The following is a 23,184-nucleotide window of genomic DNA, read 5'->3' on the forward strand; positions in this document are numbered from 1 at the left end:
CGGGAAGTGGGCTAGGCTCCCGCTTGGTCGATGACGATCCCTCACGGACGAAGGAGTCCCCGTGTCCAGCACATCCACGCACCGCGTCTCGGCGCGCGAGCGCAACAAGGTCCTCGGCGCAGTCGTCGTCGGTACCACGATCGAGTGGTACGACTTCTTCATCTACGCCTTCATGGCGAACCTCGTGTTCGCCCAGCTGTTCTTCCAGCCGGCCGGACCCGACGTGGCGGCGATCCTGTCGCTCGTCACCATCGGCATCTCGTTCCTGTTCCGGCCCCTCGGCGCGTTCCTCGCCGGGCACTTCGGCGACCGGATCGGCCGCCGTCCGATGCTCGTCATCACGCTGCTGCTCATGGGCCTCGCGACGACGCTCGTCGGCGCGCTGCCGACGTTCGAGCAGGCGGGCATCATCGCGCCGATCCTGCTCATGCTGCTGCGCATCCTGCAGGGCCTCTCGGCGGGCGGCGAGTGGGGCGGCGCCGTGCTCATGGCCATCGAGCACGCACCGGCGAACCGCCGTGGCCTCTACGGCTCGTTCGTGCAGATGGGCGTGCCCCTCGGGCTCATGCTCGCCACCGGCATCCTCGCGGCGATCCGCGCCCTCTTCCCGGGCGACGCCTTCCTCGAGGTCGGCTGGCGCATCCCGTTCTTCGTCTCGATCATCCTCGTCGTCATCGGCTTCGTCGTGCGCCGCTCGGTCGACGAGTCGCCCGTGTTCCAGGAGATCAAGGAGACGGCGCAGGAGCAGTCGGCGCCCATCGTGCAGGTCTTCAAGCGCTACGGCCTCGTCGTGCTGACGTGCGCCATGATCTTCTGCGCCAACAACGCCGCCGGCTACATGACGACCGGCGGCTACGTGCAGGGCCTGGCCTCGCGACCCGTCGACGGCACGCCTCCCGGCCTCGGATTCGACCCCGTCGGCGTGCAGCTCGCGGCGTTCGCAGGCTCGGTGTCGTGGCTCGTCTTCACCTTCCTCGCCGGCTACCTCTCCGACCGCATCGGTCGCAAGCGCGTCTACCTCATCGGCTGGGTCGTGCTCGCGATCGGCATCGTGCCGCTGTTCGAGCTCGTCTACACCGGCGTCATGGGCGTCGCGTTCGCGACGATCCTGCTCGGCATCGGCCTCGGCCTCACCTACGGCGCGCAGGCGGCCTGGTACGCCGAGTCGTTCCCGGCATCGGTGCGCTTCTCGGGCGTCTCGATCGCCTACGCGATCGGCGCCATCATCGGTGGCGCGTTCGCGCCGACCATCGCGCAGGCGCTGCTGCAGTCGACCGGCACGACGTGGGCGATCGTGGGCTACCTGCTCGTGACCGTCGTCGTCTCGATCGTCGGCACGCTGCTGACGAAGGACCGCACGGGCGTGCCGCTGTCGGTCGAGTTCGAGCAGTCGGGCAAGTGGGCCGGCTGGCGCCGCGGCGACGCCGTCGAGGAGTCCGACCTGTCGGCCGTCGACCGCGAGGCCATCGCGCAGGCGGAGGCGCTCGCGAAGCGCTGACGCACCCCGCGACGCACGGCGCCCCCGTCGACCTTGGTCGGCGGGGGCGCTCGCGCGTGCGGCGGGTCAGTCCTCCTGCAGCTCCTGCATGGCGTCCTTCGGCAGGCGCTTCACGCGCTTGCGGCGCTTCGGCCGCTCGGGGATCATCGAGCGCATCTCCTCGAGGCGGCCGAAGCACAGCAGGCGGTCCTCCGCCTGCAGCACCTCGCGGCCCTTCGCGTTCGGGATGACGGACGTGCCTCGGTGCACGGTGAGCACCGTGATGTCGCGTTCGAACAGGCCCGACTCGCGGATCGTGCGCCCGACGATGTCGGCGTCGCCGTGCACGACGAGCTCGGCGACGCCGTAGCCGGTCGAGACCGACAGGCGCTCGCGCACGTCGATCTGCGGGAAGGCGACCTGGTCGGCGATGTAGTCGACGATCGCGCCGGCGATGTCGAGGTTCGTCGCACGCTCGATGCCCTCGAGGCCGGGGGAGGAGTTGACCTCCATGACGAGCGGTCCGTCGGCGCCCTCGAGCATGTCGACGCCCGCGACCTTGAGGCCCATGATCTGCGCGGCCCGCACGGCGACGCGCTCGTACTCGGCGTCGAGCGTCACGGCCTCCACGGATCCGCCGCGGTGCACGTTCGAGCGGAACTCGTCGCCCTGCGCCACGCGCCGCATCGCCGCGACCACCCGGTCGCCGACGACGAGCGCGCGGATGTCGCGGCCGCGCGACTCGGCGACGAAGCGCTGGATGAGCACCTGCTGCCGCGTCGACTGCAGCGTCTCGATGATCGCCTCCGCGACCTTCATCGTGGGCGCGAGGATGACGCCGATGCCCTGCGTGCCCTCGAGCAGCTTCAGCACGACGGGCGCGCCGCCGACGCGCTCGATCGCGGGGATCACGTCGTTGCGGTCGCGCACGAACGTCGTCGCGGGCATCCCGATGTCGTGGCGCGCGAGGATCTGGGTCGCGCGCAGCTTGTCGCGCGAGTTCGTGATGCCGTTCGCGGTGTTCGGCGTGTACACGTCCATCTGCTCGAACTGCCGCACGACGGCGGTGCCGAAGTACGTGATCGAGTTGCCGATGCGCGGCAGGATCGCGTCGTAGTCGCGCAGCTGGCGTCCCCGGAACTGCAGGTCGGGCTCGTCGCCCGAGAGGTCGATCGCGAAGCGCAGCGTGTTGAGCACCTTGACGTCGTGCCCGCGATCGGCTGCGGCGGCGCGCAGTCGACGCGTCGAGTAGGCGCGCGGGGCGCGGGAGAGGATCGCGAGCCTCATGGGATGTGCACCTGGCTTCCCTGGTTGGATGGACGCATGACCGCCGACCATCCTGCCAGCCCCGTCGCGGCCGGCTGGCGCGAGTGGGTGGGCCTGCCGGCGTTCGGCATCGAGCACGTCAAGGCGAAGCTCGACACGGGCGCGCGCTCGTCGGCGCTGCACGCCTTCGACCTGGACGAGCACGTCGTCGACGGCGTCGAGCGGGTGCGCTTCGCGATCCATCCGTGGCAGCGGTCGACGGCCGACTCGGTGCACGTCGACGTGCCCGTGCACGATCGTCGCGTCGTGCGCTCGTCGAACGGCACCGAGCAGGAGCGCATCGTGATCCTCGCCGAGCTGCACCTGCTCGACCGCACGATCGCGACGGAGATGACGCTCACGCGCCGCGACGAGATGGGCTTCCGCATGCTCGTGGGCCGCGAGGCGCTGCGCCAGGGGTTCCTCGTCGACGCGTCGCGCTCGTACCTCGGCGGCCGTCCGTCGCGCGACGTGCGTGCGCGCAACCGGGGCCGCGGCGATGCGTGAGTCGTTCGCGATCGGCACCGTGCGCGTCCGGGCCGGTCAGCGGCAGGAGGTCGAGCTGCCGATCACGCGGCTCGTGACCGGCGGCGACGCGGGGCTGCCCGTGCTCGTCGTGCACGGCCGCGAGCCCGGCCCGACGGTGTGGGTCGACGCGGCGATCCACGGCGACGAGGTGCTCGGCGTCGAGGTCGTGCGCCAGGTGCTCTCCGCCGTGTCGCCGAGGACGCTGCGGGGCACGCTGCTCGCGGTCCCCGTCGTCAACGTGCTCGGCTTCATGGCCGGCGAGCGGTACCTGCCCGACGGCCGCGACCTCAACCGCTCGTTCCCCGGCTCGGCGCGCGGCTCGCTCGCGAGTCGCATCGCCCACCTGCTCATGACCGAGGTCGTCGCGAAGTGCGACGTCGGCATCGACCTGCACACGGCATCGGCGCGGCGCGCGAACCTCCCGCAGATCCGCGCCGACCTCGAGGATGCCGAGACGCGCCGGCTCGCGGAGGCGTTCGGCGCGCCCGTCATGCTCCACGCGCGGCTGCGCGACGGCTCGCTGCGGCAGGCGGCGCGCGAGGCGGGCGCGAAGGTGCTGCTCTTCGAGGCGGGCGAGGCCATGCGCTTCGACGCCGAGCCCATCGCGGCCGGCGTCGCCGGCGTGCTGCGCGTGCTCGCCGCCCTCGACATGCTCGACGCGGAGTCGACCGACGACGAGCCACCGATCGCCTGCTGGTCGAGCGCCTGGGTGCGCGCCCGCGGCTCCGGCATCCTGCAGATGGAGGTCGACCTGGGCGCGCAGGTCGAGGACGGCCAGCGCCTCGGCCGGATCGCGGATGCGTTCGGCAGCAACGGACGCATCGTGCGCGCCGATCGCGACGGCATCGTCGTCGGGCTGACGCGCGCGCCGATCGTCCATGCCGGCGACGCGCTCGTGCACGTCGCGACGCCGGGGGAGTGACCGTGGCGCGCGGGCCGCTGCATCACGCGCGCGGCGTCCTCGGCGAGAGCGTGCGCGTCGCGCCTGCGCCCGGCGCGCACCGTGTCGCGATCCGCGGTGCGACGGTGCTCGCCGTCGCGCTCGGCGTGCTGCTGGCGCTCGATCGGCTCGACCTCGGCATCGCGGCGGCGTTCGGCGCCTTCGCGTCGATCTACGGCGGCCGGCGGCCGACGCCGACGCGGTGGCGCATGCAGGCGTGGATGGGCGCGCTGCTCACGACGACGGCCGCGCTCGGCGCCCTCGTCGGCCAGATGCCGTGGCGCACCTGGCTCGCGATCGCGCTCGTCGGCGTCGTCGCCGGGCTCGCGACATGGGCGTCGGATGCGCAGGGCTGGCGGCCGCCCGGGCCGTTCTTCCTCGTCTTCGCTGCCGGTGCGTGCTCGGCCGTGCCGTTCGCACTCGCCGACGTGCCGCTCGTGCCCGTCGTCGCGGCGTCGACGGCTGCGCTCGCGGTCGCGCTCGGCGCCCTCGAGCAGGTCGTGCTGCCCACCAGGGCGCCGGCTCCGCCCGCGCCACCGCGCGATCCGATGCTGCGCTGGCAGGTCGCCCGGGCCGTCGTCGCAGTCGTGGTGGCGGGGCTGCTCGCGACGCTCGCCGTCGGCAGGCTGCCGGGCGCCGACCATCCGTACTGGGCGATGCTCGCCGCCTCCGTCGCCTTCGCGGTGCCGCATGCGCACGGCCAGCTCGCGCGCGGCATCCAGCGCGTCGTCGGCACCGCGCTCGGCCTCGGCGTCGCCTGGCTGCTGCTGTCGGCGAGCCTGTCGCCCGTCGCGACGATCGCGGTCGTCGTCGTGCTGCAGCTCGTCATCGAGCTCGTGATCGGCTGGAACTACGCGGTCGGGCTCGTCGCGATCACGCCACTCGCGCTGCTGCTCGTGCATCTCGCCGCGCCGGTGCCCATCGACGGACTGCTGCTGTCGCGGCTCGTCGAGACGGTGCTCGGCGTGGCCGTCGCAGCGGTCGCGATCGTGACGATCCGCCCCTGGCGCCGCCCGTCCTGACCCGAGGGGTCATTCCCGACGCTCGAGTGGGCGCGAGTGGCTCGCGACACGCCGATGCGCGAGCCACTGGCGCCCACTCGGCGACGGTCGCGAGGATCACGGCGGACCGGGTCGGCCGGGCTGAGCGTCAGCGCGGTCGCTTCGCCGCGACCTCCGCGGCCTGCAGCGCGAGCGCGTCGTCGAGCGGGGCGAGGTCGCCCGAGTCGCCGCGGCGCGTCAGCGCTCGGCGGAGCAGCTCGTCCGCGAAGCGCGGGCTCTTCGCGAGCACCGGGCCGTGCAGGTAGGTGCCGAACACGTTGCCCTGCACGCAGCCCTCCGTCCCGTCCTTGCCGTCGTTGCCGCGGCCGGGCACGGTGCGCGCGAGCGGCGTCGCCTCGCCGCCGAGGGTCGTGAGTCCCGAGTGGTTCTCGTAGCCGACGAGCCGACCCCACTCGGAGTCGACGGCGTGGTTGCCGATGAGCCGGGTGCCGGAGCCGTTCGTGACGACGTCGAGCACGCCGACGCCCGGGATGCGCGTGCCGGCGGAGGTGTTGAACTCGTGGCCGAGCAGCTGGTACGCGCCGCAGATCGCCAGCATGACGACGCCGTCGGCGGCCGCGGCGCGCAGCTCGGGCCCGCGTCGCTGGAAGTCCTCGCCGATCTCGCCCTGCGCCGCATCCTGACCGCCGCCGCCGAGGATGAGGTCCACGTCGCCGGGCAGGTCGTCGCCGACCCCGACGGGCACGATCTCGACGGGCAGATCGCGCCACTCGAGCCGCCTCCGCAGCACGACGACGTTGCCGGTGTCGCCGTAGATGTTCATCTCGTGCGGATACAGGTGCACGATGCGCAGCGGCCTCATGCGCGCACCTCCTTCGCGCGGGCGACGAGGTGCCGGTGCAGCCCCCACATCGCGGTGTAGGTCGAGAAGATCAGCAGGCGCTCGCCCGGACGCGTCGCGGTCAGCGCGCGGTCGACGGCCGGCGCGAGCGCGGCGTCGACCGCGGCCGCCTCGACGCCGTCGTAGCGCAGGCGCACCGCCATGTCGGCGGCGCGGACGCCGGCCGTCGACACCGGGACGCCGTCGGCGAGGCCGGTGAAGTCGACGTCCCACAGCCACGACACGTCGCGGCCGTCGGCGTCGTCGTCGTTGATGACGATGCAGATGCGGGCGGGATCCTCGACGCGGGCGGCGGCGAGCGACTGCCGGAAGCCCGCGGGGTTCTTCACGAGGTGCAGCGAGACGTCGCGCCCGTCGATCTCGAACGACTGCCCGCGACCGAATGCGGGCTCGACGGCGCGGAGGCCCTGGAAGATGTCGTCGGGGGAGAGGTCGAACGTGCTCGCGATCGCGGCGGCAGCCGTCGCGTTCTGCGCATTGTGGGCGCCGGACGCGCGCAGCGGGAACGTCTGCTGCGTCTCGCCGATGCGGATGGTCGTGCCCTCGGCGTCCCACGCGACGAGCTCTGCGGCGGCGCCGTCGGAGGCGCGGGCCGCACGCGAGCCACCGCCGTACAGCTCCTCATCGGTGGGGAAGAGGTGCCGCAGCTCCTCGGCGACCTGGTACCAGACGGGCTGCGCGTCGATAGCGGAGGCGATGGCGGCGATGCGGGCGTCGTCGCGGTTGAGGCCGACGGCGACGGTCGCGGCGCTCGCGACTCGCTGCAGCAGCCGAGCGGTGTGATCGATCTCGCCGAACCGGTCGAGCTGGTCGCGCATGACGTTGAGCAGCAGCACGCGCTCGGGGCGGTAGCGCTCGACGAACCGCACGGCGTGCGCCTCGTCGAGCTCGAACACGGCCACGTCGGCGTCGAGCCGCCCGGTCCACGTCGACGACGACACGGCGGCGCCGATCGTGCCGCGCACGAAGTTCGAGCCCGTGTCGTTCGTGAGGACGCGGAAGCGCTGCCGGAGGATCTCGGCGACCATCTTCGTGGTCGTGGTCTTGCCGTTCGTGCCGGACACGACGACCACGCCGTGCGGCAGCGCCGCGAGCGTCCGCGCGAGGTAGCGCGGGAACAGGCGCTCGACGACGAGACCCGGCAGGGCGTTGCCGCTGCGGCCGAGCAGTCTCAGGCCCGCGAGGGCGAGCTTGCCGGTCACCACGGGGAGCATCGCCATGGTGCTCGAGTCTACGAGGGGCGCGGCGCACCCGCCGTCGTCACGCGGCGGGCTCGGGGAAGGTGAGCGGCTGCCACGACGCCCGCAGCCAGTCGAGGTCGCCGGGGAAGCCGGTGACGCGCGCGAGCAACGTGCCCAGCCGTGCCTCGTCGAGCGGCCCCGCCGTCTCCTCCGGCAGAGGAGCGCCGGTCTCGTCGGCGATCCGACCCTGGCTCCAGACGATGCGACGCTGCGGTCGACCGGGCACGTCGAGCTGGAACAGCCACGTGTCGCTCGTGCCGCCGAAGAGGGCCGTCGCCACCGGTCGGCCGAGCGCTGCCGCGACCCGCTCGCCCACGTCGATCCACGCGTATCCGGCGTCGAGCAGCACGACGTTGCGACCGTGCTGCAGCGCGGAGAGGTCCGCGCGCGACGAGGCGGCGACGTCGCCGCCGATGGCCGCGCCAGTGGGGCGGTATCCGAGCGGCGCGAGGTCGGCGACGCGCGCATCCCGCACCACTACGACCGCCAGATCCACGCCCACGGCGCCGACGCTAGCAGCGGCCCGCGCACGCGCGCTGGGTGCGTCGAGCGTCAGGCGACGAGCCCGACGATGCCCGTCACGAGCACGGCGATGCCGGACAGCAGCGAGAACGCGATGACCGCGCGACGTGCGGTGCGCTGGTCGATGCGCGCGGCGACGCGCTCGCCGACGACGACGCCGAGCAGCACGGGCACGACCGCGACGAGCCACATCCACCACGACCACGGCGGGGCGCCGCCCGGCGCGACGACCTGGCGCGCGATCACCGTCGAGAGGCTCAGCAGGATCCAGAACGGCTGCATCGTCGCGGCGAAGACCCGGTGGTCCCAGCGCGACAGGATCGCGAACATGCCGATGACGGGCGCGCCGAGGCCGACGCTCGAGTTCAGCACCCCGACGAGCGCGCCGGTGCCGAGGCGCAGGGGCGCGCCGTCGAGGGCGCGCTCGGTCGAGGCGAAGCCGGCCGAGACCGCGACGCCCACGAGGGCGAGCACGCCGACGGCGACCTTGAGCACGTCGGCGTCCGCGGCCTGCGCGAGCAGGATGCCCGGGATCGTGAGCGCGATCGCAGGCAGCACGAGCCACGCGAGGCCGCGCCAGTCGACGTCGCGCCAGACGCGACCGATGATCATGGCGCACGTGACGACGCCGAAGGCGTTGACGACGAGCACGGCCTCGATCGGCCCGACGGCGAGCACCATCGTCGGCGTCACGACGAGGCCGAAGCCCATGCCGACCGTGCGCTGCGCGAGCGCGCCGATGGCGAGCGCGACGAGCGCGACGAGGAACGTCCACTCCACGAGCGTCAGCCGAGGTCCGCCGCGATGGCGCGCGCAGCCTCGGCGGAGGCTGCGCCGAGCGCGTCGAGGTCGGCGGCGCCGACCGTGACCACGCCGACGGCGGCGCGCGGCGGCAGCGGATGCCGGATGGGGGCGGCGACGCCCGAGAGCCCCGGCACGACCTCGTCGGAGCTCGTCGCGAACCCGCGCTCGGCGGCGAGCGCGACCTCCGCGCGCATGGCGTCGTCGTGGCCGAGGGCCGCCCACTCGGGCTGCGACAGCATCGTCTGCAGCGCGATGCCGGGTGCGCCGAGGGCGAGCGGATGCCGGGTGCCGGGCCGCTGCGCCACCGAGGCGCGGGCGCCGCGCGACTCCACGCTCACGAGCGTCACGACGTCGTCGCCGTCCTGCACCGCCACGAATGCCGTGCATCCCGTCGCCTGTGCGAGCGCGGTGAGGTGGGGGAGCGCCGCGCCGCGCAGGTCGCGGTCGACGGACTGCGCGAGCACCGCGAGCTGCGCGCCGAGCTCGAGCCGACCGCCCGCGTCGCGCACGACGAGCCGATGCGCCTCGAGCGTGCGCACGATGCGGTACGCGATCGATCGGTGCACGCCGAGCTCCTCGCTCAGCTGCTGGATCGTCAGCGGCGACCGCTCGGCGAGGATCTCGAGCGCGCGCAGCCCGCGCGAGAGGGTCTGGGCTCCTGCGAGCTGCTCGGCCATGTGACGAGCATAGGACGCAGCGTTCGCATATCGAACGTCACGGGGATTCGGGCAGCAGCCGATCGACGAGCGCGTCGACGGCGGCGTCGACGTCGATGCCCGGATCGATGGACGTCGTGAGCCGGTCGAGCATGAGGCCGTCGATCGCATAGTGCAGCAGCGCGATCTCGAACGCCCCGCCGGGCAGGCCCGCCGCGGCGTTGAACGCGACGTCGCCGGCGAAGCCGTCTCGCATCCATCCGCCCAGCGCCTCCGCGACCTCGGGCCGACGGGCGGCCTCCAGGCGCAGCTCGAGCAGTGCGAGGGTCGTCTCGCGGGATGCGGTGAGGCGTGCGACGATCTCGCGGACGTGCGCGGCGAAGCGATCTCGATCGGGGGCGCGTGCGGCGAGCGCGGCCTGCACGTCCGGGTCGGGTGCGAGGCGCTCGCCGATGCGCGCGACGAGCAGCGCCACGAGCTGCGCGCGGCTCCGGCAGTAGTTGGAGGTCGTGCCGACGGGGACGTCCGCCTCTGCGTCGACGGCCCGATGCGTGAGGCCGCGGGCCCCCTCTCGCGCGAGGATCGCGAGCCCCGCGTCGCCGAGCGCACGTCGCCGACCATCGTTCCGTGCCACGGGTCGACGGTAGCGTATCCACGACATCCGTCGTAGTCTCGACGCGACCACGACACCCATCGTGAATGGAGTCGCAGCGTGCGCGAGCTCACCTACCTCGTCGCGACGAGCCTCGACGGCTGCATCGCGAGCCCCGACGGCGCGTTCGACGCCTTCCCGGTCTCGGGCGACCACATGGCCGCGGTCGTGGACGACTACGCCGACACGCTGCCGATCCACGCGCAGCGGGCGCTCGGCGTGCGCCCGGAACGCTCGCGCTTCGACACGGTCGTCATGGGCTGGCGCACGCTCGAGCCCGCGCTCGCGATCGGCGTCGCGAGCCCGTATCCGCACCTGCGCCAGGTCGTCGCGACCCGACGCGAGCGCGACGTGGATGCGGCGATCGAGACCACGGACGACCCGATCGCGACCGTGCGCGCGCTCAAGCGCGAGTCGGGCACGGGCATCTGGCTCGCCGGCGGCGGCGAGCTGGCCGGCGCCCTCCTGCCCGAGATCGACCGCCTCGTGCTCAAGGTCAACCCGATCGCGTTCGGCTCCGGCATCCGCCTCCTCGGCGACGCCCCCTACGATCCGACGGCGTTCGAGCGCGTGGCCGTGCGTGCGTTCGACTCGGGCGTGACGATCCTCGAGCTCGTGCGAGCCCGCTGAGCCGTCGATTGGGCAGGAGTGGCTCGCTGTGCGGCGTGTCGTCGACCACTGCTGCCCAATCGAGCGTCAGAGGCGACCAATCGGCGGGGAGGGGCGTCAGACCGTGAGCACGGTGCCGGGCTCGACGACGTGGTGCTCGCCGCCGCCCTGCTCGACGGCCCAGCGGATGCGGTCGTCAGCCATCTGGCGGCCGAAGCTCGAGATCGGCTGCTCGTGGGTCGCGAACGTGCGTCGAGGAGCCACATCGAGCACGAAGTCCATGGCCTCCCCGATCTTCAGCCACGGCGCCCCGCAGGGTGTCGCGAGCAGCTCGACGGGGCGGTCCGGCACCGCGAAGGAGTCACCCGGGTAGTAGAGCGCGTCGTCGACCATGACGCCGACGTTGTCCACGAGCGGGATCGACGAGTGGATCTCGGCGTGGCGACCGCCGAAGAAGCGCAGCGCGAACGACCCGAGCGTGCGCTCGTCGCCGGGGCCGACGACGTCGACGTCGAAGTCGGATGCGGCGGCCGCGACCCCCGCCGGCGCGACGATCGGCACGCCGCCCGACGCATCCTGCAGGCGTCGCAGATGCTCGGGCGTCCAGTGGTCGGCGTGCTCGTGGGTCACGACGATGCCGACGAGGCCGTCGACGTCGAAGTCGGGCGTCAGCATCCCGGGGTCGACGACGAGCGCCTCGTCGCCCTTGCGCAGGACGAGGCAGGCGTGCACGTGCTTCGTGATCTCCATGGCGCACACCGTACGCCCGCGCGAGGCGTGCTTCCAGCCGGCGCGAGGATGCTGGCGCCCATGACCGACGACGCCGCAGCGACGCATCCACCGGCCCTCGACCGAGCCGTCCTCCGCTGCCCGCTGTGCGGCGCGCAGGACTTCTCGTGGGAGCGCATCGAGCCGTTCCGCGACGGCGTCTCGAGCACGTTCTGGGGCATCTTCGCCGAGACGCTCGTCCTGTTCATGGCTACCTGCCGCGGCTGCACCCACGTGCTGTGGTTCCGCGAATGAGCAGGCGCACGCGCACGCGACCGTAGGCTGCCGACGTGCACGTGGTCGTCGCCTCCAACCCGCAGGCCCGCTTCGGTCGGTCCGGGCCCGTCGGCGAGCGCGTCGTGCAGGCGCTGCGCGCCGCCGGGCACGAGGTCGTGCATCGCACCGCGCCGGACTTCGCGGCGCTGCAGCGGGCGGCGCGCGCGTCGGCCGCGAAGGCCGACGCGCTCGTGGTCGTCGGCGGCGACGGCATGGTGCATCTCGGCGTCAACGCCGTCGGCGGCACGTCGACGCCGCTCGCGGTCGTGCCGGCGGGCAGCGGCAACGACTTCGCCACGGAGATCGGGATGCCCGGGGTCGACGAGGCGATCGCAGGGCTCCCCGCACTGCTCTCGACGGAGCCGCAGCGGTGCGACCTCATCCGCATCCGCCACCCCGACGGCGAGACGTTCGCGGCGGGCATCGTCTCCGTCGGCTTCGACGCCGACGTCAACGTGCGGTCGTTCCGCATGACGCGCGTCCCGGCGCGGATGCGCTACCAGGCGGCGATCCTCGCGACGCTCGCGAACCTCACGCACCGCACCTTCCGCATCCGCATCGACGGCGGCGAGGAGCGCACCTGGCGCACCGTCATCGCGGCGATCGCCAACCACCGCGTCTTCGGCGGCGGCATCCCCATCGCGCCGACGGCGTCGACGACCGACGGTCGCCTCACGGGCATCCTCGCCGACGAGCTCACCAGGCCGCAGTTCCTCGGCCTGCTCGCGAAGGCGCTGCGGGGGCGACACCTCGCCGACCCGCGCGTCCACGTCGAGGACATCGGCACCGTCGCCATCGCGTGCGACGACGCCGCCGTGCTCGCGTGCGCCGACGGCGAGATCGTCGGTCGGCTGCCGATCGAGTGCAGCGTCGCCGCTGGCGCGCTGCGCGTGTTCGGCACGCCGCGCTGAGACCGTGCGGACGGAGCCGACACGCCGTCCCGACCGGGCGACATGCCTCGTTTTGCATCGTGCGCGAGCCGTGTGGCATCCTTGTCAGGTTGCAATGCGGCCCCATCGTATAGCGGCCTAGTACGTCGCCCTCTCACGGCGGTAACGCGGGTTCGAATCCCGCTGGGGTCACCAACGACATCGAAGGCCCGGGCTTCCACGCCCGGGCCTTCGTCGTGCCTACGGGAACTCAGGTCAAGCGGCGAAGATTGAGCATGAGGATCGTCACAGTCCCGCGCCGTGAGGAGGGCAACATGGTCGACTGGATCTACGACGAAATCGTGCTCGCCGCTGACGTTGTCAGTCGCAACGGTTGGAAGTCCGTTAGGAGCAATTCGAAGGAAGCGAAGGCGCTCTCCGCTTTGCTCCGACGCGGAGCGTTGCATGCGGGCGCCGACCTGCCGGCGAACTTCCGTTCAGTGGCAAGCATCCAGCGCAAGACTGCCGATCTAGAGACGGCTCGGCCCGGCTACCAAGGCAAGGCCACGCGCGGGAACCGTCTCGACAGGATTGTCATCGTGCAGTTCGAGCAGGATCCCACGGGTATGCAGCAACGAGCGAGCATGATTCGGCGGCTGCTCGAGGAGGGGGAGGAACTTCCGATGTCTGTCGGCGATGCCGACGACTACGGCGACGAGGGCGGACTGGTGGAGTTCGTAGGGCGTCGTCGCGAACGCGATCCCAAGTTGCGTTCTCGGAAGCTCGATGCAGTTGAGGCGTCAGGTCTCCCGATCGCCTGTGAGGTCTGCAGCTTCGACTTCGGTGAACGCTATGGCAGCCGTGGAAAGGGATACATCGAAGTGCACCACCGGCACCCGCTACATGTGACCGGAGCCACGCGGACGCATCTCGACGAACTGGCACTTCTTTGCGCCAACTGTCACCGCATGTGTCATCGCGGGGACTGGATCACGCCGGACTCGCTCCGAGCGATTATGCATGCTGAGGTCGCGAGTCGGTCGGCGCCATAGGTCGCGCATGGGCGCGCTGGGCATCGTGATGGACGACGCGACCGATCGGTCGCACGACCGCACGAGGAGACGCCCATGCAGTGCCCCACGGACGGCGCGACGCTCGTCATGAGCGAGCGCAGCGGCATCGAGATCGACTACTGCCCCGACTGCCGCGGCATCTGGCTGGACCGCGGCGAGCTCGACAAGCTCATCGAGCGCTCGTACGCCGAGCCGATGCCTCCGCAGCCGGTGCACGGCCAGCCGGGCCAGCAGGGCTACGGCCAGCCGGGCCAGCAGGGCTACGGCCAGTCCGGCCAGGGCCAGCAGTCCGGCACCGCCGCGATGGTCGGCAAGGTCGCGGATCAGGTGCTGAAGCAGGTGCAGCAGCGCTCCGGTGGCCAGCGCCATGGCTCGCAGGGCTACGGCCAGCAGCAGGGCCGCCGCAGCTGGCTCGGCGACATCCTGCGCTGACCTCGCGAGCGTCGAGGAATTCGGCCCGATGCGACCTCGCATCGGGCCGAGAACCTCAACGCTTCGAGGCGAGGGCGGCGCCGTCGCCGATCGCCGCGAGCTTCGCCCACGCGATCTCGGGATGCACGCGGCCGCCGAGGCCGCAGTCCGTGGACGCGACGACGCGCTCAGGGCCGACGATGCCGGCGAGCCGCTCGATGCGGTCGGCGACGAGTCGCGGATGCTCGACGACGTTCGTCGCGTGGCTCACCACGCCGGGCAGCAGCCGCACGTGCTCGGGCAGGGCGACGTCCTGCCACACGCGCCACTCGTGCTCGTGCCGGACGTTCGCCGCCTCGAACGAGATGGCCCCTGCGCCGACCTCCAGCACCTGGTCGACGATGTGCTCGAGGCCGATGTCGGTGACGTGCGGACCGTGCCACGAGCCCCAGCACACGTGCAGCCGCACGCGCTCCGGCGGGATGCCGCGCAGCGCATGCCGGAGCGCATCCACCCGAACCTGCAGCCACGCGCGGTAGTCGGCGACGGTCGGCTCGGGCGAGATCTGATCCCAGCTCTCGGCGAGCGACGGGTCGTCGACCTGCACCGTGAGCCCGGCGTCGACGATCGCGAGGTACTCCTCGCGCAGCACCTCGGCCCAGGCCCACACATGCTCCTCGTCGCTCGCGTAGTGCTCGTTCGCGACGCGGGCGCCGGAGCCGGGGGAGAGCGCGGTGAGGAAGCCCTCCTCGACGCCGGCGGCGTCGATCGCCGCGCGCAGGTTCCGCGCGTCGGCCGCGACGGCATCCTGCCCGACGTACGCGAGCGGCCCGGTCGTCGCGGGGAAGCGCACGGCCCGACGACCGGCGAGCACCCCGTCGGGGTCGCCGTACGCGCCCGGGAACAGCACGCGATCGCGGCGGTGCGGGAAGGACGTGAGGCGGATGTCGCCGGGGGCCGAGGGCGTGTGGCCGGACCGGTAGACGTCGTCGTCGGTGAGCGACAGGCCCGCGACCCGCTGGAACGCGTACGACCACCAGGCGCCGTAGTCGACCGCCGTCGACATGGCCTTGCCGTACTCGCCGTCGTTCACGATGCGGATGCCGGCGTCGCGCTGGCGCACGACGACGTCGGCGACCGCGGCGGCCACGAGGGCGTCGTGCTCGTCGGACCGCTCGAGCGTGAAGCCGTCGTCGGCGACGCGGCGTGCGGCGTTCGCGGCGAGGAGGGCGGGCGTGCGCGGCAGCGAGCCCGCGTGGGTCGTGAGGATCTCGGTCATCGTCGCCAGCCTCGCATCGGCACGGGACCGCGCGCCAGGATGCGTCGCTCCGAGTCAGCCCTCGGTCGCCTGCACCCGACCACGCGTGCCGTGGGCGATCGCCGCCGCGACGGCCTCGAGGCCCGGCACGAGGCCGACGCCGCCGATCATGATGCCGCGACGCTCGACGCGGGCGCGCTCGCGGGGCGAGAGGTCCGACCGGATCGCCGACGCCATCGCGAGCCGCAGCGTGAGACGACGGCGTCTGCCGCTGCCCTGGATGCGGGCCGCGAGCACCCCGTCCCACGGCACGTGCACGCGACCGGAGATCGTCTGCACCCGTAGACCGGCGTCGTCGGCGACGACGACCTCGTCGATCGAGCGCCGCGCGCCCCACAGGTACGCCTGCGTGCCGATCTGGAGCGACGAGCTGATCGCGACCAGCACGAAGGGCAGCATCGAGAGGACCGGCGTCGAGAGCGAGAGCCCGTCGGCGGCCCACCCGACGAGCAGCATCATCATCGCGAGGCACAGCGCGAGCAGCACGGCGGAGACGATGAGGATCGGCAGGTGCACGCGGTCGATGGCCGCACGATCGGTGCGGACGACGAGCGCGTCGGCGAGCTGCGACGGCTGCGCGGCCGGATGGGATGGGTGCGCAGGCGGTGGCGGGGCGGCGGATCGCGCGGCGGGCGCCTGCGAAGCGGCGCCCTGCGGGTGCTGCGGCGGCTGGGGAGGGAGCATGCCCTCATCCTCGCCGCCGCCCGCATGAGGATCCTGGGAGGCGCGTCGTCGAGGGCGGGGCGACGCCGGGAGGGCCCGAACGACCCCGGGCGTAGACTGGCCGACTGGAGCAGAGGAGGGTGTCGATGGGCAGGACGCTGGCCGAGAAGGTCTGGGACGACCACGTCGTCGTCAAGGGGGAGGACGGCTCGCCCGACCTCATCTACATCGACCTCCACCTCGTGCACGAGGTGACGAGCCCGCAGGCGTTCGACGGCCTCCGTCAGGCCGGGCGCCCGCTGCGGCGCGTCGACCTCACGGTCGCGACCGAGGACCACAACACGCCGACGCTCGCGATCGACAAGCCCATCCAGGACCCGACGAGCGCGAAGCAGATCTCGACGCTGCGCGAGAACGCGGCCGAGTTCGGCGTGCGCCTCCACTCGCTCGGCGACAAGGAGCAGGGCATCGTCCACATCGTCGGCCCCCAGCTGGGCCTCACGATGCCGGGCATCACCGTCGTCTGCGGCGACTCCCACACCTCGACGCACGGCGCGTTCGGCGCGATGGCGTTCGGCATCGGCACGAGCGAGGTCGAGCACGTCATGGCGACGCAGACGCTGCCGCTCAAGCCGTTCAAGACCATGGCGATCACGGTCGAGGGCGAGCTGCGACCCGGCGTCACGGCGAAGGACATCATCCTCGCCGTCATCGCCCAGATCGGCACCGGTGGCGGCGCCGGCTACGTCTTCGAGTACCGCGGCTCCGCGATCCGCTCGCTCTCCATCGAGGGCCGCATGACGATCTGCAACATGTCGATCGAGGCCGGCGCTCGCGCGGGCATGGTCGCCCCCGACCAGACGACGTTCGACTACATCCAGGGCCGCGACCACGCCCCGAAGGGCGCCGACTGGGATGCCGCCGTCGCGTACTGGAAGACGCTGCCGACCGACGACGACGCCGTCTTCGACGCCGAGGTCGTCATCGACGCGAACGAGCTCGAGCCGTTCGTGACGTGGGGCACGAACCCCGGCCAAGGATCGCCGCTGTCGGAGACGGTGCCCGACCCGGCGTCGTTCTCCGACCCCGTCGACCGCGCGGCGGCCGAGAAGGCGCTCGCCTACATGGACCTCGCGCCCGGCACGCCCCTCAAGGACGTGAAGGTCGACACCGTCTTCATCGGCTCGTGCACGAACTCCCGCATGGAGGACCTGCGCGCCGCCGCCGCGATCCTGCGCGGCAAGCGCAAGGCCGAGGGCCTGCGCGTCATGGTCGTGCCCGGCTCGGCGCGCGTGCGCCTCGAGGCGGAGGCCGAGGGCCTCGACAAGGTCTTCACCGACTTCGGCGCCGAGTGGCGCTTCGCCGGCTGCTCGATGTGCCTCGGCATGAACCCCGACCAGCTCGCGCCCGGCGAGCGCTGCGCATCCACGTCGAACCGCAACTTCGAGGGCAGGCAGGGCAAGGGCGGTCGCACGCACCTCGTCTCGCCGCTCGTCGCGGCGGCGACCGCGATCCGCGGCACGCTCTCGAGCCCGTGGGACCTCGAGATGGATGCGCGACAGCACGAGGAGGCGATGGCCTGATGGAGAAGATCGCACAGCTGACCGGCCCGATCATCCCGCTGCGGTCGTCGAACACCGACACCGACCAGATCATCCCGGCCGTCTTCCTCAAGCGCGTCACGAAGACGGGCTACGACGACGCCCTCTTCCACCATTGGCGCCAGGACCCGTCGTTCGTGCTGAACCAGGAGCCCTACCGGCACGGCGGCATCCTCGTCACCGGTGCGGACTTCGGCACGGGCTCGAGCCGCGAGCACGCCGTGTGGGCGCTGCGCGACTTCGGCATCACCGCCGTGCTCAGCCCGCGCTTCGGCGAGATCTTCCGCGGCAACGCCGGCAAGCAGGGCCTGCTCACGGGCGTGATCCCGGAGGAGGCGGTCGAGCGCCTGTGGGCGGCGGCCGAGGCGAGTCCGGGAATGCAGACCACCGTCGATCTGGTTGCCCGTACGGTGACGATCGCCGACGAGACGATCGACTTCGAGATCGACGACTACACGCGCTGGCGCCTCCTCGAGGGCCTCGACGACATCGCGCTCACCTTGCGCGACGAGGAGCGGATCACCGCCTTCGAGGCCTCCCGTCCCTCCTGGATGCCGAGGACGCTGCCGGTGCAGACGGGAACCCAGTGAACGCCGACCAGCTGTCCGCCACCTCGGCCAGGGCCATCGGGCTCGACGTCGACGCCCTCACCGTCCGCGGCGGCAAGCCGCTGAACGGACGCATCGAGATGAAGGGCGCGAAGAACCTCGTCACGAAGGCGATGGTCGCCGCGCTGCTCGCCGACACCCCCTCCGAGCTGCGCTCCGTGCCGGAGATCAGCGACGTGCGCGTCGTGCGGGGCCTGCTCGAGATCCACGGCGTCATCGTCGAGTCGATCGGCGACACCATGCGCCTCGACCCCGTGAACGTCGAGAGCGCCCACGAGACGTCGATCAACGCGCACGCCGGATCGAGCCGGATCCCGATCCTCTTCTGCGGGCCGCTGCTGCACCGCCTCGGCGAGGCGTTCATCCCCGACCTCGGCGGCTGCCACATCGGCGATCGCCCGATCGACTACCACCTCGACGTGCTGCGCAACTTCGGCGCCGTCGTCGACAAGCTGCCCACGGGCATCCGCATGACGGCGCCCGACGGCCTGCACGGCGCCAAGGTGCGCCTGCCGTACCCGTCGGTCGGCGCCACCGAGCAGGTGCTGCTCACGGCGACGCTCGCGAAGGGGCGCACGGAGCTGTCGAACGCGGCCGTCGAGCCCGAGATCCTCGACCTCATCGCGATCCTGCAGAAGATGGGCGCCGAGATCCAGGTCGACACCGACCGCACGATCCGCATCGAGGGCGTCGAGCGTCTCGTCGGCTACAGCCACACGGCGCTCTTCGACCGCAACGAGGCCGCCTCGTGGGCCTGCGCGGCCCTCGCGACCGGCGGCGACATCTTCGTCGGCGGCGCGCGGCAGCAGGAGATGACGACGTTCCTCAACGTCTACCGCAAGGTGGGCGGCGCGTTCGAGATCTCCGACGACGGCATCCGCTTCTGGCACCCGGGCGGCGACCTCAAGCCCGTCGTCGTCGAGACCGACGTGCACCCCGGCTTCATGACCGACTGGCAGCAGCCGCTCGTCGTCGCGCTCGCGAAGGCCAAGGGCATCTCGATCGTGCACGAGACGGTCTACGAGCAGCGGTTCGGCTTCACGGAGGCCCTCGTCGACATGGGCGCGACGATCCAGATCCACACGGAGTGCCTCGGCAGCCACGCGTGCCGCTTCGGCCAGCGCAACTACGAGCACTCCGCCGTCATCGCGGGCCCCGCGACGCTGCACGGCGCCGACATCGTCGTGCCCGACCTGCGCGGCGGCTTCAGCCACCTCGTGGCGGCGCTCACCGCCGAGGGCGAGTCGCGGATCTCGAACGTCGGGATCATCGCGCGCGGCTACGAGCGCTTCATCGAGAAGCTGCAGGTGCTCGGAGCCGACTTCGACGTCGACGGATGACGATGCCCCGCCGCAGCGAGCGCACGCCGCTCTTCCGGGCGCTCGCCGGCGTCGTGCTGCCCTCGATGGCGGCGATGGCAGACATCCGGCTGCACCACGCCGACCGTGTGCCGCAGGACGGCGCGTTCGTCATGGCGCCGAACCACATGAGCGAGATCGACCCGCTCGTGACCGCGGTGGCGCTGTGGAAGGCGGGCCGCGTGCCGCGGTTCATGGCGAAGGAGAGCCTCTTCCGCGTGCCCGGCCTCGGCGCCATCATGCGCGGCACGGGGCAGATCCCCGTCGACCGCGGCGGCATCGTGCGCGGCGCGGACCCCATGGCGGCGGCGCGCGCGCTCGTCGAGCAGCGCCTCGCCGTCATCATCTACCCCGAGGGCACGCTCACGCGCGATCCGGACCTGTGGCCCATGCGCGGCAAGACGGGCGCCGTGCGCATGGCGCTGCAGGCGGACGTGCCGCTCATCCCGGTCGCCCACTGGGGCGCGCAGCGGCTCATGCCGCGCTACGCGCGCGGCATCCGCCCCATCCCGCGCAAGCGCATCGACGTCGTCTTCGGCGAGCCCGTCGACCTCGCCGCGTACCGTGGGGGAGCGATGGACCAGGCGACGCTGCTGCGAGCGACCGACGCGGTCATGCAGTCGATCACCGACCTGCTCGAGGAGCTGCGCGGCGAGACGGCGCCCGCCGAGCGCTGGGATCCCGCGAAGCGCGGGCAGGACGAGACGGGGCGGTTCGATGGCTGACGTCGCCGTGCTCGGCGCCGGCTCCTGGGGCACGACGTTCGCGAAGGTGCTCGCCGACGGCGGCAACCGCGTCACGATGTGGGCCAGGCGCCCCGAGGCGGCGCGCGAGATCGCCGAGTCGCGCCGCAACACGCGCTACCTGCCCGGCATCACGCTGCCGGATGCGCTCACGGCGACGTCGGATGCCGCGGCGGCGGTCGCGGGGGCGCAGCAGGTCTACCTCGCCGTGCCGAGCCAGCAGCTGCGCGCGACCCTCACCGATCTGCTCCCCGTGCTGCCGACCGACGCGCCGCTCGTGAGCCTCATGAAGGGCGTCGAGGCGGGCACGCGCCTGCGCATGAGCGAGGTCGTCGCCGAGGCGGCGCACGTCGGCCCCGAGCGCGTCGCGGTCGTCTCCGGCCCCAACCTCGCGCTCGAGATCGCGCAGGAGCAGCCGACCGCCGCCGTCGTCTCGTGCAGCGACCTCGACGCGGCCATGGCCGTCGCGCGCGTCGCCCGCAACGACTACTTCCACTCGTTCGTGAACGACGACGTCATCGGCACCGAGTTCGGCGGGGTGCTGAAGAACCTCGTCGCCGTCGCGATCGGCATCGTCGACGGCGTCGGCTACGGCGAGAACACGAAGGCGTCGATCATCACGCGCGGCCTCGCCGAGGTGACGGCGTTCGCGGTCGCGCATGGCGCGAAGCCCGAGACCATGCAGGGCCTCGCCGGACTCGGCGACCTCATCGCCACATGCGCGTCGCCGCTGTCGCGCAACTTCACCGCCGGCCGCCTGCTCGGCCTCGGCTATTCGCGGCAGGACGTCGTCGCGCGCATGAACCAGGTCGCCGAGGGGCTGTCGTCGATCGCGCCCGTCGCCGAGCTCGCCGCCGCCCGCGGCATCCCGATGCCCATCCTCGAGCAGGTCCGCCTCGTCATCGACGAGGCGATGGACCCGCGCGACATCGCCCCGCACCTCACGACCGACGATGCCGAACCCACCCTGGAGATGCTCTCGTGACCGACCGCATCCGCGTCGCCCTGCTGTTCGGCGGGCGCTCGAGCGAGCACGTGATCTCGTGCGCCACCGCCGGCAGCGTGCTGGCGCACATCGACCGCGACCGCTTCGACGTCGTGCCCATCGGCATCACGCGCTCCGGCGCCCTCGTGCTGCAGCCCGACGATCCGGCCTCGATGACGCTCGAGCGCATGCCCGAGGTCGGCGACGGCGACCGCGTGCTGCTGCCCGACACGACGCGCACGCGCGAGCTGACGGCGATCGACGCGTCCGGCGCGCGCCGCTCGCTCGGCGAGATCGACGTCGCCTTCCCCATCCTCCACGGCCGCTTCGGCGAGGACGGCACGGTGCAGGGCATGCTCGAGCTCGCCGGCATCCCCTACGTCGGCAACGGCGTGCTCGCGAGCGCCGTCGGCATGGACAAGCACTTCACGAAGACCGTGCTCGCGCACGCGGGCATCACCGTCGCGCCGTGGATCACCGTGCAGCGCCGCGAGTGGGAGGCGGATCCCGAGGCGATCCGCACGCGGTTGGGCGACCTCACGCTGCCGCTGTTCGTGAAGCCCGCCCGCGCCGGATCGAGCGTCGGCGTCTCGCGCGTCGCGTCGCTCATCGATCTCGACGGGGCGATGCGCGAGGCGTTCGCCGAGGACTCGCGCGTGCTCATCGAGGCCGGATGCCCCGGCCGCGAGGTCGAGGTCGCCGTGCTGCAGGGCCGCGACGGCGCGATGCCGCGCGCGTCGCTGCCCGGCGAGATCGTGCTGCGACCCGGCGAGTTCTACGACTTCGACGCGAAGTACGTCGACCCGGAGCGCGCGAGGGTCGTCTGCCCGGCCGACCTCGACGAGCGGACGCTCGCGGCGGTGCAGCAGTCGGCCGTCCGCGCCTTCGAGGCCATCGAGGGGTCGGGACTCGCGCGCGTCGACTTCTTCGTCTCCGACGAGCACGGCGTCGTCGTCAACGAGATCAACACCATGCCGGGCTTCACGACGATCTCGATGTTCCCGCTCGCATGGGGCGCGACCGGCATCGGCTACGCCGACCTCATCACCGAACTCGTCGAGCTGGGGCTCGCGGAGGAGCGGTGAGCCCCTGGTGGGCGGTGGCGACGTACGTCGTCGCGCTCTTCACCGCAAGCGGGCTCATCCGCCTCCTCGACCCGACGGCCTCGACGGCCAGCCCGTCGTGGCTGTGGCTCGCGCCGGCGCTCGCCGCCGGCATCACGTGGCTCGTGGGGCGTCGCGCGCTCGCGATCATGCTGCCGGCGCCCGTGTCGACGCGGCAGGTGCGCGCCCACACGATCCTCGGCGTCGGCGCGGCTGTCGTGCTGCTCGCGCTCGTCGGCATCGGGCTCGTGCTGCTCGGGCGCGACGCGCTCGCCGGTGCGGCGCTGGGGGCGTCCGTGCTGCCGACCGTGCTGCTGCTCGTGCCGCTCGCGTTCGCGCTCGAGCTCGGCTGGCGCGGCACGCTGCAGCCGCTGCTCGAGCCGCGCATCGGGCGGCTGTGGGCGTGCCTGGCGGTCGGCGTGGCGTGGGCCGCCTGGCGCCTCGAGGTCGACGACGCGGCCGGCATCGTCGCCACCCTCGTGACGTCGGTCGCGCTCTCGGTGCTGCTCGGCTACCTCGGCACCGGCTCCTGGTGGCAGCGGTGGATCACCGCGGGCGTCGTGCAGGCGCTCGTGTCGGTCGGGCTCGTGCTCGTCGCCGGGTCCGCTCGCTTCGAGGGCGCGGGCTCGCTCGTGGTGGCAGGCGCCTCGGTCGTGGTCGCCGTCGTCTGGCTGCTCATGTTCCGCGCGGCGCAGCGCCGCCGTGCGGCGAGGGCCGCATCGGCCTGAGCATCGCGGTCGCTGCACCGATCGCTCCTCGAGGTGCGAGCGAA

At 72.5% G+C, this 23,184-nt stretch carries 26 protein-coding genes and 1 tRNA gene; 17 read left to right on the forward strand and 10 right to left on the reverse strand.

Annotated features, from left to right (window positions below; genetic code table 11):
* The first annotated feature begins 61 nt into the window (after positions 1–61).
* Positions 62–1,498: an MFS transporter gene (locus C1N71_RS04410; RefSeq protein ID WP_137755303.1), complete on the forward strand. Its 1,437-nt coding sequence runs from the start codon at positions 62–64 to the stop codon at positions 1,496–1,498.
* Between the two features lie 66 nt (positions 1,499–1,564).
* Here the strand turns inward: C1N71_RS04410 and C1N71_RS04415 are convergent, their stop codons facing one another.
* Positions 1,565–2,764, reverse strand: coding sequence for a RimK family alpha-L-glutamate ligase (locus C1N71_RS04415; RefSeq protein WP_137755304.1), 1,200 nt, complete (start codon positions 2,762–2,764; stop codon positions 1,565–1,567).
* Positions 2,765–2,800: 36 nt separating this feature from the next.
* On the opposite strand from C1N71_RS04415, the gene C1N71_RS04420 reads away from it, so the two are divergent.
* Genes C1N71_RS04420 through C1N71_RS04430 form a run of 3 tightly spaced genes read left to right on the forward strand, consistent with a single transcriptional unit; the run spans position 2,801 to position 5,272 of the window.
* A complete protein-coding gene (locus C1N71_RS04420) occupies positions 2,801–3,289 on the forward strand; it encodes an ATP-dependent zinc protease family protein (RefSeq protein ID WP_137755305.1) in 489 nt (162 codons plus the stop codon).
* Entirely contained in the window at positions 3,282–4,232 is a 951-nt protein-coding gene (locus C1N71_RS04425; RefSeq protein ID WP_137755306.1) for a succinylglutamate desuccinylase/aspartoacylase family protein, read from the forward strand. Before C1N71_RS04420 ends, C1N71_RS04425 begins: the two co-directional genes overlap by 8 nt.
* Positions 4,233–4,234: 2 nt before the next feature.
* A complete protein-coding gene (locus C1N71_RS04430; protein ID WP_137755307.1) occupies positions 4,235–5,272 on the forward strand; it encodes an FUSC family protein in 1,038 nt (345 codons plus the stop codon).
* Between the two features lie 127 nt (positions 5,273–5,399).
* Here the strand turns inward: C1N71_RS04430 and C1N71_RS04435 are convergent, their stop codons facing one another.
* Genes C1N71_RS04435 through C1N71_RS04460 form a run of 6 tightly spaced genes read right to left on the reverse strand, consistent with a single transcriptional unit; the run spans position 5,400 to position 10,009 of the window.
* Positions 5,400–6,113 carry a type 1 glutamine amidotransferase gene (locus tag C1N71_RS04435; RefSeq protein WP_137755308.1) on the reverse strand — a complete coding sequence of 238 codons (714 nt, stop codon included), beginning with the start codon at positions 6,111–6,113 and terminating at the stop codon, positions 5,400–5,402.
* Positions 6,110–7,372 carry a DUF1727 domain-containing protein gene (locus tag C1N71_RS04440; RefSeq protein ID WP_137755309.1) on the reverse strand — a complete coding sequence of 421 codons (1,263 nt, stop codon included), beginning with the start codon at positions 7,370–7,372 and terminating at the stop codon, positions 6,110–6,112. Before C1N71_RS04440 ends, C1N71_RS04435 begins: the two co-directional genes overlap by 4 nt.
* Before the next feature lie 40 nt (positions 7,373–7,412).
* Positions 7,413–7,895: a hypothetical protein gene (locus tag C1N71_RS04445; RefSeq protein WP_137755310.1), complete on the reverse strand. Its 483-nt coding sequence runs from the start codon at positions 7,893–7,895 to the stop codon at positions 7,413–7,415.
* 50 nt (positions 7,896–7,945) lie between these two features.
* A complete protein-coding gene (locus tag C1N71_RS04450; protein WP_175414097.1) occupies positions 7,946–8,695 on the reverse strand; it encodes a sulfite exporter TauE/SafE family protein in 750 nt (249 codons plus the stop codon).
* Positions 8,696–8,700: 5 nt separating this feature from the next.
* Positions 8,701–9,396 carry an IclR family transcriptional regulator gene (locus C1N71_RS04455; protein ID WP_137755312.1) on the reverse strand — a complete coding sequence of 232 codons (696 nt, stop codon included), beginning with the start codon at positions 9,394–9,396 and terminating at the stop codon, positions 8,701–8,703.
* 37 nt (positions 9,397–9,433) lie between these two features.
* The gene (locus tag C1N71_RS04460; protein WP_137755313.1) at positions 9,434–10,009 is read right to left on the reverse strand and encodes a TetR/AcrR family transcriptional regulator; all 576 of its coding nucleotides are present in this window, start codon (positions 10,007–10,009) and stop codon (positions 9,434–9,436) included.
* Between the two features lie 78 nt (positions 10,010–10,087).
* On the opposite strand from C1N71_RS04460, the gene C1N71_RS04465 reads away from it, so the two are divergent.
* Positions 10,088–10,657: a dihydrofolate reductase family protein gene (locus C1N71_RS04465; RefSeq protein ID WP_137755314.1), complete on the forward strand. Its 570-nt coding sequence runs from the start codon at positions 10,088–10,090 to the stop codon at positions 10,655–10,657.
* A gap of 96 nt (positions 10,658–10,753) precedes the next feature.
* Here C1N71_RS04465 and C1N71_RS04470 read toward each other — a convergent pair whose 3' ends face one another.
* Complete coding sequence (locus tag C1N71_RS04470; RefSeq protein ID WP_137755315.1) at positions 10,754–11,386, reverse strand: MBL fold metallo-hydrolase; 633 nt, start codon at positions 11,384–11,386, stop codon at positions 10,754–10,756.
* Positions 11,387–11,446: 60 nt separating this feature from the next.
* Between C1N71_RS04470 and C1N71_RS04475 the strand changes: the two genes are divergently transcribed.
* From C1N71_RS04475 to C1N71_RS04495, 5 genes are all read left to right on the forward strand, one after another.
* Positions 11,447–11,659, forward strand: coding sequence for a hypothetical protein (locus C1N71_RS04475; protein WP_137755316.1), 213 nt, complete (start codon positions 11,447–11,449; stop codon positions 11,657–11,659).
* 35 nt (positions 11,660–11,694) lie between these two features.
* Positions 11,695–12,591 carry a diacylglycerol/lipid kinase family protein gene (locus C1N71_RS04480; RefSeq protein ID WP_137755317.1) on the forward strand — a complete coding sequence of 299 codons (897 nt, stop codon included), beginning with the start codon at positions 11,695–11,697 and terminating at the stop codon, positions 12,589–12,591.
* Between the two features lie 98 nt (positions 12,592–12,689).
* A tRNA-Glu gene (locus C1N71_RS04485) sits at positions 12,690–12,765 on the forward strand.
* Between the two features lie 119 nt (positions 12,766–12,884).
* Positions 12,885–13,601, forward strand: a complete 717-nt coding sequence (locus C1N71_RS04490) for an HNH endonuclease (protein WP_175414098.1) — start codon at positions 12,885–12,887, stop codon at positions 13,599–13,601.
* A gap of 75 nt (positions 13,602–13,676) precedes the next feature.
* The gene (locus tag C1N71_RS04495; protein WP_137755319.1) at positions 13,677–14,054 is read left to right on the forward strand and encodes a TFIIB-type zinc ribbon-containing protein; all 378 of its coding nucleotides are present in this window, start codon (positions 13,677–13,679) and stop codon (positions 14,052–14,054) included.
* Between the two features lie 55 nt (positions 14,055–14,109).
* Here C1N71_RS04495 and C1N71_RS04500 read toward each other — a convergent pair whose 3' ends face one another.
* Positions 14,110–15,312, reverse strand: a complete 1,203-nt coding sequence (locus tag C1N71_RS04500; RefSeq protein ID WP_137755320.1) for a cobalamin-independent methionine synthase II family protein — start codon at positions 15,310–15,312, stop codon at positions 14,110–14,112.
* A gap of 54 nt (positions 15,313–15,366) precedes the next feature.
* Complete coding sequence (locus tag C1N71_RS04505; protein ID WP_137755321.1) at positions 15,367–16,035, reverse strand: PH domain-containing protein; 669 nt, start codon at positions 16,033–16,035, stop codon at positions 15,367–15,369.
* Between the two features lie 125 nt (positions 16,036–16,160).
* Between C1N71_RS04505 and leuC the strand changes: the two genes are divergently transcribed.
* The 7 genes from leuC to C1N71_RS14895 all read left to right on the forward strand — a co-directional run bounded on the left by leuC (position 16,161) and on the right by C1N71_RS14895 (position 23,140).
* Positions 16,161–17,597 (forward strand): 3-isopropylmalate dehydratase large subunit, encoded by a 1,437-nt coding sequence (gene leuC / locus C1N71_RS04510; RefSeq protein WP_137755322.1) that lies wholly within the window; start codon positions 16,161–16,163, stop codon positions 17,595–17,597.
* Complete coding sequence (gene leuD / locus C1N71_RS04515) at positions 17,597–18,205, forward strand: 3-isopropylmalate dehydratase small subunit (protein ID WP_137755323.1); 609 nt, start codon at positions 17,597–17,599, stop codon at positions 18,203–18,205. The genes leuC and leuD overlap by 1 nt, the downstream gene beginning before the upstream one ends.
* 98 nt (positions 18,206–18,303) lie before the next feature.
* Positions 18,304–19,563, forward strand: coding sequence for a UDP-N-acetylglucosamine 1-carboxyvinyltransferase (murA, locus tag C1N71_RS04520; RefSeq protein WP_441297172.1), 1,260 nt, complete (start codon positions 18,304–18,306; stop codon positions 19,561–19,563).
* A 2-nt stretch (positions 19,564–19,565) separates the two neighbouring features.
* Entirely contained in the window at positions 19,566–20,306 is a 741-nt protein-coding gene (locus C1N71_RS04525) for a lysophospholipid acyltransferase family protein (RefSeq protein WP_137755324.1), read from the forward strand.
* A complete protein-coding gene (locus tag C1N71_RS14885) occupies positions 20,299–21,309 on the forward strand; it encodes an NAD(P)H-dependent glycerol-3-phosphate dehydrogenase (RefSeq protein ID WP_175414099.1) in 1,011 nt (336 codons plus the stop codon). The genes C1N71_RS04525 and C1N71_RS14885 overlap by 8 nt, the downstream gene beginning before the upstream one ends.
* On the forward strand, positions 21,306–22,394 hold the full coding sequence (locus tag C1N71_RS14890; protein ID WP_175414100.1) for a D-alanine--D-alanine ligase family protein: 1,089 nt from the start codon (positions 21,306–21,308) through the stop codon (positions 22,392–22,394). The genes C1N71_RS14885 and C1N71_RS14890 overlap by 4 nt, the downstream gene beginning before the upstream one ends.
* Complete coding sequence (locus C1N71_RS14895; protein WP_175414101.1) at positions 22,391–23,140, forward strand: CPBP family glutamic-type intramembrane protease; 750 nt, start codon at positions 22,391–22,393, stop codon at positions 23,138–23,140. Before C1N71_RS14890 ends, C1N71_RS14895 begins: the two co-directional genes overlap by 4 nt.
* Positions 23,141–23,184 lie beyond the last annotated feature (44 nt).

The organism is Agrococcus sp. SGAir0287 (assembly GCF_005484985.1).
Lineage (GTDB): Bacteria > Actinomycetota > Actinomycetes > Actinomycetales > Microbacteriaceae > Agrococcus.

What these genes read in the sequence shown, in the direction of transcription:
- C1N71_RS04415 (WP_137755304.1), bottom strand. Translation starts at nt 2,764, where the DNA reads ATGAGGCTCGCGATCCTCTCCCGCGCCCCGCGCGCCTACTCGACGCGT.
- C1N71_RS04420 (WP_137755305.1), top strand. Translation starts at nt 2,801, where the DNA reads ATGACCGCCGACCATCCTGCCAGCCCCGTCGCGGCCGGCTGGCGCGAG.
- C1N71_RS04425 (WP_137755306.1), top strand. Translation starts at nt 3,282, where the DNA reads ATGCGTGAGTCGTTCGCGATCGGCACCGTGCGCGTCCGGGCCGGTCAG.
- C1N71_RS04435 (WP_137755308.1), bottom strand. Translation starts at nt 6,113, where the DNA reads ATGAGGCCGCTGCGCATCGTGCACCTGTATCCGCACGAGATGAACATC.
- C1N71_RS04440 (WP_137755309.1), bottom strand. Translation starts at nt 7,372, where the DNA reads ATGGCGATGCTCCCCGTGGTGACCGGCAAGCTCGCCCTCGCGGGCCTG.
- C1N71_RS04455 (WP_137755312.1), bottom strand. Translation starts at nt 9,396, where the DNA reads ATGGCCGAGCAGCTCGCAGGAGCCCAGACCCTCTCGCGCGGGCTGCGC.
- C1N71_RS04470 (WP_137755315.1), bottom strand. Translation starts at nt 11,386, where the DNA reads ATGGAGATCACGAAGCACGTGCACGCCTGCCTCGTCCTGCGCAAGGGC.
- C1N71_RS04475 (WP_137755316.1), top strand. Translation starts at nt 11,447, where the DNA reads ATGACCGACGACGCCGCAGCGACGCATCCACCGGCCCTCGACCGAGCC.
- C1N71_RS04490 (WP_175414098.1), top strand. Translation starts at nt 12,885, where the DNA reads ATGGTCGACTGGATCTACGACGAAATCGTGCTCGCCGCTGACGTTGTC.
- C1N71_RS04495 (WP_137755319.1), top strand. Translation starts at nt 13,677, where the DNA reads ATGCAGTGCCCCACGGACGGCGCGACGCTCGTCATGAGCGAGCGCAGC.
- C1N71_RS04500 (WP_137755320.1), bottom strand. Translation starts at nt 15,312, where the DNA reads ATGACCGAGATCCTCACGACCCACGCGGGCTCGCTGCCGCGCACGCCC.
- C1N71_RS04505 (WP_137755321.1), bottom strand. Translation starts at nt 16,035, where the DNA reads ATGCTCCCTCCCCAGCCGCCGCAGCACCCGCAGGGCGCCGCTTCGCAG.
- leuC (WP_137755322.1), top strand. Translation starts at nt 16,161, where the DNA reads ATGGGCAGGACGCTGGCCGAGAAGGTCTGGGACGACCACGTCGTCGTC.
- leuD (WP_137755323.1), top strand. Translation starts at nt 17,597, where the DNA reads ATGGAGAAGATCGCACAGCTGACCGGCCCGATCATCCCGCTGCGGTCG.
- murA (WP_441297172.1), top strand. Translation starts at nt 18,304, where the DNA reads ATGAAGGGCGCGAAGAACCTCGTCACGAAGGCGATGGTCGCCGCGCTG.
- C1N71_RS04525 (WP_137755324.1), top strand. Translation starts at nt 19,566, where the DNA reads ATGCCCCGCCGCAGCGAGCGCACGCCGCTCTTCCGGGCGCTCGCCGGC.
- C1N71_RS14885 (WP_175414099.1), top strand. Translation starts at nt 20,299, where the DNA reads ATGGCTGACGTCGCCGTGCTCGGCGCCGGCTCCTGGGGCACGACGTTC.